The sequence below is a fragment of the Cognatundibacterium rugosum genome, from assembly GCF_014284365.1.
GTDB classification, from domain to species: domain Bacteria; phylum Pseudomonadota; class Gammaproteobacteria; order Burkholderiales; family Burkholderiaceae_D; genus Undibacterium; species Undibacterium rugosum.
The window spans coordinates 30,946-48,704 of sequence record NZ_JACOGG010000013.1; the positions used below are offsets into that span (position 1 = coordinate 30,946).

The following is a 17,759-nucleotide window of genomic DNA, read 5'->3' on the forward strand; positions in this document are numbered from 1 at the left end:
TGCCTGACTGGCACCGATACGCAAACCCATGAATGAGCTGAGCGATGCTTGATACTTACGAAAATGTCAGTCGCCCCACCATACTGGTGGTGGATGACACGCCGGATAATCTGTCTCTGCTATCGAATCTCTTAAGGGAATTGTATCGCGTAAAAATTGCAACCAGCGGAGCAAAGGCTCTGCAGATCGCCCAGGCGCTACCGCAGCCGGATTTGATACTGCTTGATGTCATGATGCCGGATATGGATGGTTATGAAACTTGTCGCTTGCTCAAGCGCGATGCGCGTACCGTTGAAATTCCGGTGATCTTTCTGACTGCGAAGAATCAGGTGCACGATGAAGAGCTGGGTTTGCGTCTGGGGGCGGTTGATTACATCAGTAAGCCCGTCAGTCCGCCCGTGATGATCGCGCGTGTGGCAACGCAATTGCGTTTGCTTAAGGCGCAACAACAATTGCGGGCGCAAAATCATCAGCTAAAGTTGTTGGTGGCCGAGAAAACACAAAAACTCAATCAGCTTCAACAGGCGATTGTTTTAGGGTTAGCATCATTGAGCGAATCGGGTGATGCGGCCAAACTCAATCATTTACGACGCACTCAGGAATACCTGCGGGTGCTGGCTCAACGTTTATGCCGGCATCCGGACTTTGCAAATTTGCTCAACGACGAAACGATAGACCTGATGGTGCAGGCGGCTCCTTTACATGATATAGGACGCATACAACTGCCGGACTGGCTGTCCGAAAAACGTGGCAAATGGGGAGAGGCAGAGCTGGCGCTGATGCGGCAGCATGCAGTGTTAGGGCGGGAAGCCATAGAGATCATGGAGCATTGTTTTGGCGGCCCTCATGATTTCCTGAGATTTGCCCGTGAAATCGCCTATTCGCATCAGGAAAAATGGGATGGCAGCGGTTATCCGCAACAGTTGGCCGGAGAGGCTATTCCCGTATCTGCACGTATGATGTGTGTGGCGGATGTCTATGACGCGCTGATTTCTGAGCGGGAGTATGAGTCTGCCAGACGGCATGCGGATGCCCTGGAAATTGTGCGTGCGGGTTCCGGTGTGCACTTTGATCCGCGCATTGTGCATGCATTTTGCGAAGTGTCAGACGAAATATGTCAGATCACGCAGCGTTTCCCGGTACAGGCTGTGCCGGCACAGATGCAGATGGTCTTGTGATAATCTGTTCAGCCAACAAAAAACGCAGCTGAAAACAGCTGCGTTTTTTAGTGACCTACGGCCTGCGACTTAGTCAAATACCGGCGTTTCCACGCCCAGGATTTTGTGCAGTTTCGGAGAAGTTGTGGTGTATTGCATGTGGATTTTCTTTTCAGGGAAAATATACGGTGCAGCACCGAATGCAGCCAGCGCAGCTTCATGGAAGCCAGACAGGATCAGTTTCTTTTTACCTGGATAGGTGTTGATATCACCTACCGCGAAAATGCCAGGTACATTGGTCTCAAACTTTTCAGTGTTCATGACCTTTAGCTGCTTGCGTTCGATATCCAGACCCCATTCTGCGATTGGTCCCAGTTTTGGCGACAAGCCAAAGAATACCAGCAGGTTGTCCAGTGGCAGGCGGCGGGTAACGCCATCGGCACCGGTGACTTTGATTTCACTCAGCGTGTCGTCTTTGCTTTCTATGCCGGTCACCTGGCCGATCAGCAATTGCATTTCGTAGTTGTCGCACAGTTCTTTCATCTTGGCGACAGATGCTGGCGCAGCACGGAAGTCGTCACGACGGTGCAGCAGCACTACAGATTCTGCTTTGCCAACCAGGTTCAATGCCCAGTCCAGCGCAGAGTCGCCGCCACCGCAAATTACCAGATTTTTGCCGTGGAACTGGCTAGGATCTTTGACGCGGTAGAATACCTGTTTGCCTTCGTAAGCTTCAATGCCATCGACTTTTAAAGTACGTGGCTGGAAGGAGCCAACACCGGCTGCGATGAAAATCGTCTTGGTGATGAAGCGGGTGCCAGTCGATGTTTCCACGTCGAAGCGACCATCTTCACGGCGTTCAACCAGTGTCACTTCCTGACCCAGATGGAAAGTCGGTTCAAACGGTTCTATCTGTTTGAGCAAATTGTCCGTCAGTTCCTGACCAGTGCAAACCGGTACTGCAGGAATATCGTAAATTGGTTTGTCAGGATACAGCTCGATACACTGACCGCCGACTGCAGGCAAAGAGTCAATAACGTGTGCTTTGATTTCCAGCAGGCCTAATTCGAAAACCTGGAACAGGCCGACCGGGCCTGCGCCGATGATAACGGCATCGGCATCAATCACGCCATTTGCCTGTGTAGTTTGTATATTTTCCATACGCGGAGTCAGTTTCAGAGATACCAAAAAAAGTTACCGCTCACAGTCATGTTCATAGCGGGTGAGCGGGCGTGGAGTGCGGGATCAGCGCTCCAGGAATTGCAATTTGTCTTTGACGTCTTTCCAGTCATCGGCATCCGCCAATGGGGCAACGGTTTTTGTGATCGATGGCCAGTTGCGAGCTAGGTCAGCATTGATCTTAATGAAGTTTTGCTGGTCAGAAGGTACGTCTTCTTCAGCAAAAATCGCGTTTGCCGGGCATTCTGCAACGCAAACTGCACAATCTATGCACTCGTCCGGGTCAATTGCCAGGAAATTGGGGCCAGCGCGAAAGCAGTCTACCGGGCAGACATCCACGCAATCTGTATAGCGGCAGCGGATGCAGGATTCGGTCACAACGTGGGTCATAACAGTCCAATCTTTAAAATTCGGGGTTTAGCACAGCCAGCGCAGGTCAAGATGCTGGGTAAGGCTGCAAAGCCTTGTATTTTAAGGCAATTTAACAGTTCTCACAAATCAGCGTTATATAGTTTGCGCATAAGCAAATATGATGTTTTCGTTGAAATATGCGGGCAGATCGAAGGATGACGAACATCAAATACACGTAAAATCGATTCATCTTAGGCCAGATAAGCCGCTTTTGCTTTGATTTCCCTCATTTCTCCAGCTAATTCGAATACGAATGAAATCCTGGAATTGACGCAAAACCACACCTCAATGGTGTTATAACTCCTTGCCCTGCTATGCGTACTGTCTGTATCACGCTTCCTTGCCGGGACAATGTTGCCCAAGTCCTGTTTGCAAAACTAAACTTCCACAAAATCCGCCCTACAGAGGGAGCTCCCCCTATGCCTGCCAGCTGCTGAAAATACCCTTGGAATTACCATAAAAAAAGGGGGGTATATCGACTTTTAGCAGGGGATGTCATTACAGATGTTGGCTTTTAAGAAATACTGGGGGGTATATTTTGGGCGTTTTTCGGGTTTTTCCCGGATTTTTTCAGGCCATTTCCGGTTTAAGGCAGGTATGCGTGTCTGCCCAGCCAACCCCAAAAAACGCGGCGATGTCCTGATCTTTGACCTCGACACCCTCAGCATGAAAACCGGCAAGATCGCCGCCCCATTTGTGGTGCAGCGTCCTGCCGATAACCTCAGCGGCAAGGTACCCCACACTATTGCCGCCACCAAAGACCCCGATCAATTTTTGGTCAGCAGCATCCTCGACTACGACAAAGGCCTCTCCACCCTCCAATTGACGCGCGATGAAAACGGCCACATCACCGACGCCACCATGACCCCCATCAAAATGGGACAACAGAACGTCAGCGTTGACCGGCTCGACATCCAACGTGCCGACAGTTCAGTGCTGGTTGAAAAAGACGGCGTGGACTACGCCATCGTCGCCGATGATAACTACAACTACAACGACCCCTACTACCGGGCCATGTTTGAGCCACCGATGTTCCTGTGGACCCCAGGTGGATCTCCAATTTTGTTCGGCGGCAGTGTCAGCGCACAGAAAGTCGCCGTCGGTGGCAAACTCGGCATCATCCAGGATCCGTTCGGCAAAAAGGGCGACCCTAAATTCCTCGGTTCCACACTGCCACTGGACGGCTATGGCATCCGCAACCTGAGCGTCTCAGAAGACGGCAAAGTCCTGCTCGGCCAACTGTATGGCGGGTATGGAACCGATAACCCCAATGTGCAAAAGGAACACCAGACCCACGTCTGGAACGTGGATGCCATGATCGATGCAGCCCTGGCGATGACAGACAAATCCAGGGAAATCCATCACATCAAATTCACCGATAAGCAAAACGACAGCATCAACAATGAACAACGGGTTGACGCGGCAGCGGGTGTGCCGATCGGGACGTATTTTGATCCAGAGATAGTCTTCACCGAAACCAAGGTCAATATGGGCGACGTCACCGGCATTGACCTGCGGGAAGAAACCGCAAAAAAATTACTCGTCCAGGAAAACGTGTTAACAGCGGAAGAAGCGAAGACCAAAACCAAAGACCTGCCGGATGGAAAGCGTCAACTGATCTATAACCGCATGAGCTATTTGTCTGATTTCCACATTCCGCAGTCTGAAATTGATCGATACAAACCGGATGGTAAAGGAAAAGACAATGCGCTTAAATTATTGGTGAAACCGGTCACAATCAAACACACCGAAGGCGGCAAAGCCACTGAGGAAGTCAAATACCAACCCATCACAACGATGAATCTCAATAGCGCCGAGGAAGGCGATGCCGATGACTTTACAATGAATGGGATTATCTATGTTTTGCCCAATATTACGGATGATGATGTGAAAGACCTCAGGGCGGGCGAAACCCTGAACGACAAATTCGGCCAGTTCACCTACAATTTTGAAGACCGCTATGACCCCAAAACCCAAGGCAGGCGTCCAGAAGAACTGATCACGCATACCGAAGGCTGGTTAAGCGTCACAGCCAAAGATTACGCCAATGTTGCGAATACTTTCTTTGGGGATCGGGATTTGAAGAACCCTGGGTATAGTGAATTTAAATTGAGTGGTGGGGTTGGGACGAACCAGGCGAACAACGTGCTTGATGTCTATAAAGTGGAGCAGCGCTTAAAGTATTTAGGATATTCAGCTTTTGGCGTCAATAACGGCACGACTGGTACCTTAAAAGAACTGAAGGTTGATGGAAAATTAAATGAACATACAGAAAATGGTTTTGCCACCTCGGATGAAGCCAGTGCATTAAGGGCATTTTATGGAGCGACGCACTATACCCAATTTTATAAGGTTGTGGATACAGATTCAAAAAGTGGATTAAATGGATATCAGACAACGAAGGAACTGGACAAGGCGCAATTTGTTAGCAATGTAAATGGAAAGGATGAAAATCTGGAGTGGTTAAACGCGTTTAATGCACCGCATTGGATGGATATTTTTAAGAATTTTGATATTCCCGCAGTAAATGGTAAAAACTCAGCCAATTTTTTGAACGGTGAGCCCGGTGCGGCAGAACGTTATTCAACGAGCTGGACACGGGATTTGATTGCTGCGTGGATCAATTCGAAAGGCGCACAAGGTCTGACCAGCGGAAAAATGCAAATTAATGGTTTGTCCGATCCGACCCGGGTAACGGATGCCTCATCCCATAACCGGCATGCCGGTCATAGTGTGGGATTGGGGTTGGATTTGGGAATTTTGCAGCAGTATATTAGTGATGATAATCAAAAGGATACAAAAAATAATGGGCCGGATATCGATTTTTCGGTTGAATTGGGCAAGGCCTATAACAAATCATTTGCCGCTTCTGGCGCGTCTGCATTCACCTATGCCGTTACTGCGGGCAGCTTACCGCCCGGCTTAAGCTTAAATCCAAATACCGGTAAAGTTTCTGGTACACCGACTGCGATAGGCAATTTTACCGGCACGATTACCGCAAGGAATACGGTACCTACCCCAGGTGCACAGAATGTGCTGAATCAAGAATTTAAAATTGCGGTCTTTGACCACCCGGGCTGGAGTGTGGCCAATGCCATCACTTGGTCTGATTTACTGCCGAAGACATCATTCAAGAACGACCAAGCGGGCGCACTCAAGAATTTTTTATCGATTTACGCCTTGACCCAAAAAGATAATATTGCGAATAACGGAACCTGGGATGAATTATCGAATTTAATTGTGAATGGAGAAAAAGTGCATACGGCCTTATTTGGCTCTGGTTTGCAAGATGAGCACCAATTGCTTCAAAATGTCTGGATTGGTGGCCGGGGCAGTAATCAGAACCCCTTTCCTAACATGCGTGCTGTGCTTGGTCGATTAGGTTTTACCAATAGTCAGTCTGCATTTAACCCTTTGCCGCACACCTTTACCCAAGAAAAACACCACAATCATTTCCATATTGATTTACGCCCCCCTGCGCGGGTCGCCATTGAACAGCCGCATCTGCTGTTAGCGCAAAGTCCAGCAACTGACGCAAATACACCTGTTGGACAAGCGATTGGAAGCACTGCGTCAAAATCCGCTATGCAGGCCTTGCTAGAAGCCGCACAATCCGAACTTGAGCTTGAAGAAGGAGAGACTTCGATGTTTGTACTCGATCATTTCGTTATGTCAGCGCAATCCACCGCTACCATGCTTGTCCAGACTAACCCTGCACGGCAAGGTTTGCGTAAAGAACGTGTGATGGGGGTTTGTAAAATTGTAGCGAATGGCCCAGACCAAGGTGTGTCAGTTGTCAATGCATTTGATCCAGCGCATGAAGCATATATATACCTTAAACGTTACGAACATAAAATAGTTTCTGGTCAGGCGAAAGTTACAGTCTTGCAGCCGCCTAAGCATGGGTTGGTGCGATTACTGGACGAGTCTGATAGAGGGGTAATTTTTCCCAAAGACGCTGCTCCAGTCGACCCAAATGACGGCACTTATTTGTATCTTCCCGAAAACGGCTATCTTGGTAAGGATCGGGCGACTATTTTAGTTGAATTAGGAGGTAAAAAAGTCAAAATTATTTATTTCTTTGAAGCCGTGGATGGACCAGCGGGAGAGCCGGAAACGATTGAAGCCAGATGTCCATATAAAGTGTCTGACTGGAAAATCTCCTCCAACCTACCAGAAGGCACAAGCGGCTTCACCAACTGGCAAACCACAGCCAATCTCAACGCCATGCTAGCCAATGCCAGCGGGTCACTGACTAACTTCAGCGACCTGGCAGGCTCCGCCGTAGGCCAGACCACAGGCCAGGGCAAAGATGCCCAAATTACCCTCGACACCAACGCCGCAGGTCACGGCTGGTTCATCGACAGCACACCAGATCAAAACGACGAGTTCTTACCGACTTCCAATCCTGATGTCTGGATCGCCAAATCAGGCTCCGCCGCCGATGGCAAGATGGATATGCTCTCTGTGCTCTTGCATGAATATGGGCATGCTTTGGGTATAGAACACAGTGCTGATGATGGCGATTTCATGGCCGCCAGTCTGCAACCGGGTGAGCGTCGTCTGCCGAGTCCGGACGAATTAAGCTTGATGGCCCGTCTGGTCGCAGCGTTGAAACAAACATCAGCTGACCCAACTGCATCAGGCTTGCCGGTTTCTAATGTGAGCTTGATATCCTGGTACCGACTCCGTCGTGCTGACTATGGTTGGGTCTTGGATACTGATCAAACGCAACTGGTGTCACGTGTCGACCTGACTGCCAGCCAGGCAGCGCAAAAAGAAACCGCAGTCAACAATACCCTCAGCCAAAACAGCAATGACTGGCAAACCCTTGGTGATGTCAGGTCCAATAACACTACCGTCACCCTGGGTGAAAGTAATCAAGCAAACGCCCATTTGACCCAATCCTTCGCAGTCAAACAAGGTGACCGCTACTTAAGCTTCACCGTCGCTAATAATGGCATGCAAAGCAACGGCGTTGATGAAGACGGCAATGAAACCGGCCCGGATGATGCCTTTGAAGTCGCATTGCTGAATGCCAATACAGGCGCGTCCGAAGCAGGTACAGATGGCTTAACGCATAGCGATGCGATCCTGAATATCCAAAGCGATGGCACGGAGCACAAGTCCAGTTCGGTTCGCAAAGTACACAACGCTGACGGTAGCGATACCTACTTTGTCGATCTGCAGCAAGCGGTGAATAATGGCAATGGCTTAGTCACTGGCACCCCCGTCAGCCTGTCGTTCGACCTGATGGGATTTGGCATACAGAATAGTCATGTGTCTCTGCGCGACATCAAACTGGTGCAAGACCCGGTGGCCTTTGATGATGCAGTCAGCAGCAAGGAAGATGCGACCGCGACCATCGATGTACTGAGCAATGATCTGCTGGGCGGTGGTGTTGCCAGCAGCGCGGCACAACTGAACATCGTCAGCCAGCCTGCACACGGCAGTATCAGCATCAATCCAGATGGTACGATCAGCTATGTGCCAGCAGCGCATTTCTATGGCAACGATAGCTTCAGCTACACCACCACCGTCGATGGTCGCGTATCTAACCAGGCGACCGTTACTTTGCACGTAAGTCATGTCAACCATGCACCTGTCGTCACATCGGACAATGTTGCGATGGCTGTCACCGCAGGGAAGCCAGTCGCTTTCAACCCATTGGTCAACAATGCATACCAGGTGGCTTGGCTGTACAGGCTCGGAATCGGGAACTCTGTGAAAAATGAATGGTGGAGAGGAAAAACATCATGAAACCGGGTATTTTAGTGGCGCGCGCAATTTTCCCCGATGTCCTGCGCAAGCTCAGTGAACACTTTGAGGTAGAGAGTAACCAGCAGGATGACATTTTTTCTCAGGAACAGCTGATTGCGCACTTACGTGGGAAACAAGGCGCGCTGATAACGATGAGCGCCCATATCAATGAGCACGTGCTGGCAGCTGTGCCGGGTTTACGCATGGTCGCCAATATGGCAGTCGGCTACGACAATATTGATATTGCTGCATGCAACCGCTTTCAGGTATTAGCCAGTAATACCCCGGATGTGCTGAATGAGACCACGGCTGATTTTGGCTGGGCGCTGATGATGGCAACCGCGCGGCGTATCACCGAAGCTGAGCACTGGCTGCGCGCGGGTAAGTGGACGAAATGGCGCTATGACAGCTTCATCGGGCCGGATTTGCACGGCAGTACACTGGGCATCATAGGTATGGGGCGCATAGGTCAGGCGATAGCGCGGCGTGCGACGGGCTTCAATATGCAAGTGCTTTACCATAACCGTTCACGGCTGGCGCCTGAGCTGGAATTGGCTGCCAATCATGCACAGTTTGTCAGCAAAGAACAGTTATTGCGCGAATCCGATCACGTGATATTAGTCTTGCCGTACTCCGCTGCGACCCACCATACCATTGCTGCTGCTGAGCTGGCCTTGATGAAACCTACCGCAACGCTGACGAATGTCGCACGTGGCGGCATCGTTGATGATCAGGCACTGATACAGGCTCTGCGCAACAAAACCATTGCTGCGGCAGGATTGGATGTATTTGAAAATGAACCGGCTTTGCACCCGGATTTTCTCGGCTTGACAAATGTGGTGCTGACGCCGCATATCGCCAGTGCTTCAGAAAAGACCCGGCGTGCGATGGCAAACTGTGCGGCAGATAATCTGATTGCAGGCTTGAGCGGACAGCGTCCGCCCAATCTGCTGACCAGTTACCCGGTGCGGGCTTAAGCTTTGAGCGAGGTGATCAGGTCGACGTATTGCTGCATCGCTGCTTCCTGGGTCGTGCCTTTGAGGGCGGCCCAGGCATCAAATTTGGCGCGACCCACAAAGTCCGTCATGCCAGGACGGTCACCAGTCGCGTCGCCAGTGCTGCCTTGTTTGTACAGCGCGTAAATCTTCAGCAGTGTCATATTGTCAGGGCGCTCCTGCAGGTTTTTAGAATCAGCCAGGGCCTGGGTGAATTGATCTTGTAAGCTCATGTGGTTCTCCGTGTTATCGATGCATCAGACTGATGCGTCATTAGGACTTACACAAAGCCGCGCCGGCGGCGTGGCAAACTTTGCTGTCTGCGTCGCGATGCCATGTCGGTACAATGACGCGTAAGTCCCATTGATTTAAGAAATTAGCAAACGCGAAAATAGCACGGGACTTACAACTGGTGGGGAAATGCGCTAGAGCATTTACTCCAGCGCAAACAATGTCAGGTACAGACTTGATTAATGCACAGTCGGTTCAGCACCGCAGCAGGATTTGAATTTTTTACCGCTACCGCAAGGGCAGGGATCATTGCGGCCCACTTTAGGGCTGTCACGCTTGACAGTGGTGACGCCTGATTTGCGCAGCGGTGCCCAAAAGCGGCGTATGGCCGGGATGGACTGTTCGACTGCCAGCGCCAGGGTGTGGCATTTTTCCGGTGTGTCGACAAACTTCATCTCTTCTTCTTCGATTTCCTCTGCACCTAACAAATAGATAGGCTGTAACAGCGGGCCAATTTCTTCGGATTCCCAGGCGGCTTCCCAGGCTTCAGCGCGCAATTGCATGCCTTCCCAGAAGCCCCAGGCCCAGGTTTCCCCGTCGATGAGTTCTTTACCATTCTGTTCCAGCACGCAGAACAGCGGTTCATACTCCTGCGGCGCAACTTCAAAGGTGATCTGGATTTCGTTCATGAAGCGCGCAATCAGATTGGTGATACGCTGCATTTCTTTATCGTTCTTGAACTTAGGCTGTCCCTGATCAGGCAAACCCCAGACCAGCGGCAGCCATTCTGTCATCGGTATCATTTCCGGGCCGAGTGCGATGGCGGTCATATAGCCATGCAGTGCGTCCATGGTCATGCCATCGTCGCCGACCCGGTCTGACATGAGGAATTTGTCGAGTTCATTGAATTCTTTGTCGCTGAGTGGTTCGTCGAGATGCATGGTCATACCTGAGCTGAATGTGAAAATACCGGAAGTGTAGCGCTTTGCGCTGGCCTCGTGGGGCAGAATTCGGCTTTTTTCCGTGCTGACTGGTGAAATCAGCGTCTGAACACGACGTATTCAGACGTACAATCGCGTCTATGAATGCACAAACGAATCAAGTAAATACTTTACCCGCTTTTGCGGATCTGACCCCCGACCTGGTACTGGGCGCAGTCGAAAGCTGTGGCTGGTTTTGTGATGGCCGCATCCTGGCGTTGAATAGCTATGAAAACCGGGTGTATCAGGTCGCGCTGGAAGATGGGCCGCCTGTGATTGCCAAGTTTTACCGGCCTGGCCGCTGGACTGATGCGGCGATCCTGGAAGAGCATGCATTTACCATGGAACTGGCGGCACAGGAAATTCCCGTTGTGACTGCCTTAAGTTCCACGGCGGGTCAGAGCCTTCATCATTATCAGGGTTACCGCTTTGCCTTATTCCCTCGTCAGAGCGGACGCGCACCCGAGTTGCAGGATGCGGCGACGCTGGAATGGATGGGACGTTTTTTGGGACGTATACATGCGGTCGGTGCGCTCCACAGTTATCAGCATCGGCCTGACATTAATCCTGATACTTTTGGTGTGCAGCCATTAGACTGGCTGGCAAGCAGTGGCATGATCCCGCCTGAATTACAGAGCGTATATCTGTCAGTCGCGCAACAGGCGCTGGATGTTGTGCGGCAGTGTTATCAACGCGCCGGGACAGTGCCTGTGCTGAGACTGCATGGCGATTGCCATATGGGGAATGTATTGTGGCTGGATCAGGGGCCTCAGGCCGGGCCACACTTTGTCGATTTCGATGACAGTCGCATGGGGCCTGCGATTCAGGATCTATGGATGCTGCTGTCAGGTGAGCGGGCAGAGATGCAGCGTCAGATGAGCGATATTCTGGCTGGCTACGAGGATTTCTTTGATTTTGATCCGCGTCAGCTTTACCTGATCGAAGCTTTACGTACCTTGCGCTTGATTCATTACTCGGCCTGGCTGGGGCAGCGTTGGGACGATGCGGCTTTTCAGGCAGCCTTCCCCTGGTTTAATACTCAACGTTACTGGCAAGATCGTATCCTGGAATTACGCGAGCAAATCGCGTTGATGGATGAGCCTCCGCTCTGGAATTTCTGAAAAACCGGTCGGCAAGGCGGCGCTGATCGGCTACAATGCCGCCAATTTTTTAATCTGCAGATCAAGGGTCTGCACATCTACGGAGCTGCAACATGACTCAGGACGAATTGAAACTGGCGGTCGCTCAAGCCGCTATCGCTTATGTGGTTGAAGGTGAAATTGTTGGTGTGGGAACTGGTTCCACCGCGAACTTCTTCATTGATGAACTCGCAAAAATGAAAGACAAAATCAAAGCTGCGGTTGCATCATCTGAAGCTACCGCAGAGCGCTTGCGCGCGCACGGCATGACGGTGCTGGATTTGAACGAAGTCACGCGCATGCCGGTGTATATCGATGGCGCGGATGAGATCAATGCTTCCGGCGCGATGATCAAAGGTGGCGGTGCTGCCTTGACGCGTGAAAAAATTGTGGCCTCCGTTGCAGAAAAATTTGTATGTATTGCAGACGGCTCTAAACTGGTCGACACGCTGGGGCGCTTCCCTTTACCGGTTGAAGTCATACCCATGTCTTATGCCGTGGTCGGTCGCCAGTTGAGTGCGCTGGGTGGAGAGGCTAAGTTGCGCCTCAAGGATGGCCAGCCTCTGGTCACCGACAACGGAAATTACATTCTTGATGTCCATGGCTTACAAATCACTGATCCTATGGCGTTGGAAAACGCCATCAATAATATCGTGGGCGTCGTCACCGTTGGTCTATTTGCGCGTCAGGGTGCAGATGTTTGCTTACTGGGCACAGCAGAGGGCGTAAAGACTTTGAAATATAAGTAAAAATTAAAAAATTGCTATCAATATTTTCAAAATTACAATAAAATAATTGCGATAATGATCATCTTTATCCACGCAACTTAATTGAAGGAGTACATTGTGCAGTTCCAAACATTTTTACCTAAACACGGAAAATTTCTGAGCGCATTGGCAGCAGCCTTGCTGATGTCGGCTTGTGCAACCCAGCCAGTTACTACAGCACAGGTCGCCGTGCCTATGACTAAGCTGACTCAGAGCGAAGTCACGCCGGATCTGGCGATCCAGCGCCTCAAGGATGGAAATGCACGTTTTGTGTCCGGCAATATGTTAAAGCGTGATCTGATCGCGCAAGCGAAGATCAGTGGAAAAGATGGTCAGTATCCTTTTGTGAGCGTGGTGTCTTGCATCGATTCCCGTTCCGATCCGGCACTGGTATTTGATCAGGGCATCGGCGATATGTTCACTGCACGTGTGGCTGGCAATATCGTCAATGAAGACATCCTGGGTAGCCTGGAATATGCGGCTAAAGTAGCGGGATCTAAAGCCATCGTCGTATTGGGACATACCCATTGTGGCGCGGTGAAAGGTGCTTGTGACAGCGCAGTTCTGGGTAATCTGACGCAGCTGGTCGCTAAAATTGCACCGGCAGTGAAGGCTACACCGGACACCCATGGTGCTGACCGTAGTTCAAAAAATCACCATTTCGTTGATGCTGCAGCAGAAATGAACGTCAAGATGACAGTACAGGCAATTTCTGAGAAAAGCCCTGTGCTGCGTGAGATGATACAGAATGGCCAGATCAAGGTCATCGGCGCACTGCATGATGTGGAAACCGGTAAAGTTGAGTTCTTTTGATTTTGTTTTGAGCTGACCGGATTCGGTTTTTACATAAAAAAACCGCAAACTCAGTTTGCGGTTTTTTTTGCGTCTTAGGCAGGAAAACGCTAGGCGTATTCAGTGCTCAGCCTTAAGCGGATGGCGGTACGTAACCAGCTGCAGCATCGGCACCATCACCGAAGAAATGCTTGTCCATTTGTGCCATCAGGTATTTGCGGGCACGGATATCGGCCAGATTCAGGCGGTTTTCGTTGACCAGCATGGTTTGATGCTTGATCCAGCCAGCCCAGGCTTCTTTAGAAACAGACTGATACAGTTTCGCGCCCAGCTCGCCGGGTACTGGCGGGAAATCCAGGCCTTCGGCTTCTTTGTCTAATTTAATGCAGTGGACCATACGGGCCATGGTAATACTCCTTAGTGATACGCAAACAGCCTGAATTATAAAGGGAAGTGCTTACAACTGCTTGATCAGTACCAGGGATTTACGCTGCCAGTTATACATTTTCTGACGGTCTTTGGGTAAATCATCGACCGAGGCTTTGACGAAACCGCGTTTCAGGAACCAGTGTTCGGTACGGGTGGTCAGCACAAACAAAGAATGGAAACCGGCACGGCGTGCGCGTTTTTCCATATGCTTCAATATGCGCTCGCCGTCGCCCTGGCTCTGCACGTCGGGATTGACGGTCAGGCAGGCCATTTCGCCCATTTTGTCGAAAGGGAAAGGATAGAGCGCAGCGCAGCCGAAAATCACGCCATCATGTTCGATCACAGAGAAGTAGTTGATCTCGCGTTCTATCAGCTCGCGTCCACGTTTGACCAGGGTGCCGTCGGCTTCCAGCGGTTCGATCAGCTTAATAATGCCGCCCACATCTTCAATCGTGGCTTCACGCAGGCTTTCCAGATTTTCTGAAGAGACCATGGTACCAACGCCATCATGGGTGAACAGTTCCAGCAGTGCCGAGCCATCCATGTCAAAAGGCACAATGTGAATACGCGGTACACCGCCGCGTGAAGCCTTGACCGCGTGTTCCAGATAAAACGCCGAATCTGGCGGCAGGTAGCCAGCTTTGAGTTCCTGTTCAGCCTGCATGAACGATAATTCACGCAATTCATCACTATCCTGATCCACCATCATCGGTGTTTCAGTAATAAAGATCAGCTTATCAGCGCGCAATGCAGTTGCCGCCGACACGGCTACATCTTCCATGGTCAGATTAAACGCTTCACCAGTCGGGGAAAACCCCAGTGGACCGAGTAATACCAGACTGCCAGCCTCCAGAATATGGTGGATGGTGTCGTAGGCCACCTTGCGCGTGGTACCGGTCAGTCCGAAATCGACGCCACCCACAATGCCGATCGGCTTGGCGGTCACAAAGTTACCGGAGATGATGCGGATCGCCGCATGTGCCATTGGAGTGTTAGGTAAGCCCTGGCTAAATGCGGCCTCAATATCGAGACGTAATTCGCCTGCAGCTTCTTTGGAACACTCCATCGCAGCGGTGTCGGTGATCCTGACACCATTATGGAAACGCCCCTCCACATTTCGCAGGGCTAGCTGCTCTGCGACCTGAGGGCGCGAACCGTGCACAATCACAATTTTGATGCCCAGTGCGTGCAATAGCGACAGATCTTGTGCCAGAACCGGTAATGCGCCTGCAACGACCAGTTCACCCGGGAAGGCGACCACAAAGGTCTTTCCACGGAAGGCATGAATATAGGGTGCGACCGACCGCAACCACTGAACGAATTGAAGAGGATTTTCCATGCGCGAATTATAATCGCAGTGCCGGATTCCCGATAAAAAAATCTCAGTGTGTGGGTCGCAAATGCGATAAAAAATCAGCGCTGCTGCTTATCTCTGCTGGCTCAGGGCCGTTAATGCCTTGAGTTTTTTGCTATACATGTCCTGTGCACCCGGGGTCGTACTGTGATCACGCGCCAGACTCAGCTGACGACTGGCTTCGCTCAGGTCACCCAGATGCAAATTGGCCTGGGCCAGCCAGAAATGGGTTTCTTCGTTGTAGGGGTCGCGCTTCGCTTCTTGTTCAAACAAGCTGCGCGCTTCCGCATATCGTGCCTGCGCCATAGCGTGTTGCCCCAGATTGAAAAAATGGAAAGGTGGATAGGCTTGAATTTGTCGTAGCGCTGCCAGTTGTAATGCGGCTTCGGTGGGTTTGCCCATGAATTGCAGCGCTTCAACCAGATTGCTGAGCGCGATCACATTGTTGGGTTCTGTCGCCAAAATTTGACGAAATACAGTTTCGGCCAGTGCCAGATCGCCATGGCGGCGATAGATCACGCCCAGGGTATTATGGGCGGGTTGAAAATTGGGTTCAGTTTGCAGTGCCGCGACGGCATGCCAGTAAGCGTCATCGATTTGATTCTGAGCCAGTAATTCAGCGGCACGGTTATTGAGGAACATCGCAATGACCTGAGCTTCGCTAAGTGAGACGCTACGCTGCTTATAGGCCTGTGGGCCAGGCAGGAAATCGATGAGCAGGGTATTAAAGTCATCCAGCTGTGCACTGTAGTTACTGTTTTTAGTGCCAAGGATGATGTTGACATGACCGGAAGAGACATACAAATTGCCCACCCGGCTCCAGGATTCATCGAGGAAGACCTGCTGATAATGAATGGGCAGATCCAGATAATGCGCCATGGCGGCGGTCATCAGTACCAGCGACAGACAATTTCCTGAGCGGCTGGCAAAGGTCTCAGCTGCCGTCTTGGTGATGCTGCTGTCATAGTCCAGCGTGACTTTGCTATCCCTTTGCAGTGCATCGAATAAACCGCGCTTTTTATCCGACTGTCGCGCTTGCAGCCTGACTTCTTTATTCAGGAAGTGTTGCATCTCCGTGCTGATTTTCAGGATCGCCGTCGTGTCTACCGGTGCTGCAGGTGGCTTGAATCCTGCGTCGTTCCGCGGCGCCTGAGCAAGCCTCACTGTCGGCGTGCTGGCGCAGCCAGACAGCGCTACGATGATCATAAGCATGCAAAACCGTTTCATGGTGTTCCCCTATGCTGTTGCTGCTGATTTTTCGCCTGCCTGAGGCCAGCGCAGATCATGACGTCTGCATTGTGGTAAATAATTTGTGTATTTGCAAGCTCAGGTCTGACTGTCGTTTAATGCAGTGCCGCACGCAAGGCCTGCAGCTTGAGGTCAAAGCGCTGCCTGGTCTGCACCGTGGTCGCGGATTCTCGTGCCAAAACCAATTGTTGATTTGCTTTCGCGGTGTCGCCCAGCTGCAGATAGGTCATGGCCAGCCAGTGGTAGCTCTCGGTATGCTGAGGCGTGATGCTGAGCTGCTCTTGAAAAGCATTGCGTGCGGCGGTAAAGCTGGCTTGTTGATACAAGGCTTTGCCGGTTTGAAAATGCCGGAACGGTTCCTGGTAATGCAGTTGTGTCAGCTGCGCTTGTATCTGGCGGGCGCCTGCGCTGTCGCCGCTACGATTCAGGTTGTCCTGCAGATTACTGAGTGTCGGCAGATAATCCGGCGCAAGCGCTAACACCTGGCGGTAAATCTGGCTGGCCAGTTGATAGTGCTGTCCACGTTGGTAAATCACGCCCAGAGTGTTGAGAGCGGGCAGAAAGCCGGGATCTTGCTCTATCGCGCTTTTGGCATACCAATACGCATCGTTCAAGCGCGCCTGTTGTATCGATTCAGCTGCCCGGTTATTGAAATACATGGCCAGGATACGCGCTTCAGAAATGCTGAATGAGGGATATTTGATGGCTTCCGGTGGTGGCAGAAAGTCAATCACGAGTGCATCATTATCATCCGATCTGTACATGTAAGCCTGACGATATCTGCCCAATGCGATATTGACGTGGCCAGTTGCCAGTACCAGCTGATCTGCCTGTTGCCACAAGGTGTCAAGTAGCACATGGCGGTAATCGACTTGCAGTCCAAGTTTTTTGGCGAGTGCGGAGGTCATCAGAACCAGTGACAGGCAATTCCCGGTTTTGGCCTCGAAAGCCTGCGTTGCATTGCGGGTCAGGCTGGCATCATATTCCAGGCTGATGCGGTTGTTCTGGCTGATGGCCTGAAACAAGGCCAGACGCAGTTCGGTCTTTTTACTGCGTGGCAGTACTTCTTGCTCCAGAAACTGTTCCATGGCCGGGCTGGTTGCCAGCACCTGCTCTGCACTGATCAGTGCTGGCCGTGGCCCGTACCACTGATCCTGAAACAACTCGCTGCCAAGCACAGGCGGGCGAACGCTGCTGCAGGCGCTAAGCAGAATTAGTAAGACCAGAGGCAGCAGTATCCGTCGCATGATATTTTTGGTCCTCAGGGTAGGGCAAAGCGTTCCTGACTTCGCCATGTAAGAAAATCAGTATAGTCCA

At 51.2% G+C, this 17,759-nt stretch carries 14 protein-coding genes; 6 read left to right on the forward strand and 8 right to left on the reverse strand.

Going from position 1 to position 17,759, the window contains the following annotated elements; all coding sequences use genetic code 11:
- Positions 1-44 precede the first annotated feature (44 nt).
- Complete coding sequence (locus H8K47_RS12690) at positions 45-1,178, forward strand: response regulator (protein ID WP_186881789.1); 1,134 nt, start codon at positions 45-47, stop codon at positions 1,176-1,178.
- A 69-nt stretch (positions 1,179-1,247) separates the two neighbouring features.
- Here the strand turns inward: H8K47_RS12690 and H8K47_RS12695 are convergent, their stop codons facing one another.
- Together H8K47_RS12695 and fdxA are read right to left on the reverse strand one after the other, a co-directional pair.
- Entirely contained in the window at positions 1,248-2,318 is a 1,071-nt protein-coding gene (locus H8K47_RS12695) for an NAD(P)/FAD-dependent oxidoreductase (RefSeq protein WP_162020295.1), read from the reverse strand.
- An 84-nt stretch (positions 2,319-2,402) separates the two neighbouring features.
- Positions 2,403-2,726 (reverse strand): ferredoxin FdxA, encoded by a 324-nt coding sequence (fdxA, locus tag H8K47_RS12700; RefSeq protein ID WP_186881790.1) that lies wholly within the window; start codon positions 2,724-2,726, stop codon positions 2,403-2,405.
- A gap of 513 nt (positions 2,727-3,239) precedes the next feature.
- Between fdxA and H8K47_RS12705 the strand changes: the two genes are divergently transcribed.
- Entirely contained in the window at positions 3,240-8,507 is a 5,268-nt protein-coding gene (locus H8K47_RS12705; RefSeq protein WP_186881791.1) for an Ig-like domain-containing protein, read from the forward strand.
- Positions 8,504-9,484 carry a 2-hydroxyacid dehydrogenase gene (locus H8K47_RS12710; protein ID WP_186881792.1) on the forward strand — a complete coding sequence of 327 codons (981 nt, stop codon included), beginning with the start codon at positions 8,504-8,506 and terminating at the stop codon, positions 9,482-9,484. The genes H8K47_RS12705 and H8K47_RS12710 overlap by 4 nt, the downstream gene beginning before the upstream one ends.
- Here the strand turns inward: H8K47_RS12710 and H8K47_RS12715 are convergent.
- On the reverse strand, positions 9,481-9,735 hold the full coding sequence (locus H8K47_RS12715; RefSeq protein ID WP_186881793.1) for an acyl-CoA-binding protein: 255 nt from the start codon (positions 9,733-9,735) through the stop codon (positions 9,481-9,483). The genes H8K47_RS12710 and H8K47_RS12715 overlap by 4 nt on opposite strands.
- Before the next feature lie 237 nt (positions 9,736-9,972).
- Positions 9,973-10,674 carry a UPF0149 family protein gene (locus H8K47_RS12720; protein ID WP_186881794.1) on the reverse strand — a complete coding sequence of 234 codons (702 nt, stop codon included), beginning with the start codon at positions 10,672-10,674 and terminating at the stop codon, positions 9,973-9,975.
- Positions 10,675-10,814: 140 nt separating this feature from the next.
- Between H8K47_RS12720 and H8K47_RS12725 the strand changes: the two genes are divergently transcribed.
- The 3 genes from H8K47_RS12725 (at position 10,815) to H8K47_RS12735 (ending at position 13,432) form a co-directional block, all read left to right on the forward strand.
- Positions 10,815-11,834 carry a serine/threonine protein kinase gene (locus H8K47_RS12725; protein WP_186881795.1) on the forward strand — a complete coding sequence of 340 codons (1,020 nt, stop codon included), beginning with the start codon at positions 10,815-10,817 and terminating at the stop codon, positions 11,832-11,834.
- A gap of 92 nt (positions 11,835-11,926) precedes the next feature.
- Positions 11,927-12,601: a ribose-5-phosphate isomerase RpiA gene (gene rpiA, locus H8K47_RS12730; RefSeq protein ID WP_186881796.1), complete on the forward strand. Its 675-nt coding sequence runs from the start codon at positions 11,927-11,929 to the stop codon at positions 12,599-12,601.
- 96 nt (positions 12,602-12,697) lie between these two features.
- Complete coding sequence (locus H8K47_RS12735; protein ID WP_329604171.1) at positions 12,698-13,432, forward strand: carbonic anhydrase family protein; 735 nt, start codon at positions 12,698-12,700, stop codon at positions 13,430-13,432.
- A gap of 112 nt (positions 13,433-13,544) precedes the next feature.
- Here the strand turns inward: H8K47_RS12735 and H8K47_RS12740 are convergent, their stop codons facing one another.
- From H8K47_RS12740 to H8K47_RS12755, 4 genes are all read right to left on the reverse strand, one after another.
- Entirely contained in the window at positions 13,545-13,817 is a 273-nt protein-coding gene (locus tag H8K47_RS12740) for an oxidative damage protection protein (protein WP_186881797.1), read from the reverse strand.
- A gap of 51 nt (positions 13,818-13,868) precedes the next feature.
- A complete protein-coding gene (gene argA / locus H8K47_RS12745) occupies positions 13,869-15,179 on the reverse strand; it encodes an amino-acid N-acetyltransferase (RefSeq protein WP_186881798.1) in 1,311 nt (436 codons plus the stop codon).
- Positions 15,180-15,266: 87 nt separating this feature from the next.
- Positions 15,267-16,406, reverse strand: coding sequence for a tetratricopeptide repeat protein (locus H8K47_RS12750; RefSeq protein WP_186881799.1), 1,140 nt, complete (start codon positions 16,404-16,406; stop codon positions 15,267-15,269).
- Positions 16,407-16,537: 131 nt separating this feature from the next.
- A complete protein-coding gene (locus tag H8K47_RS12755) occupies positions 16,538-17,689 on the reverse strand; it encodes a tetratricopeptide repeat protein (protein WP_186881800.1) in 1,152 nt (383 codons plus the stop codon).
- Positions 17,690-17,759 lie beyond the last annotated feature (70 nt).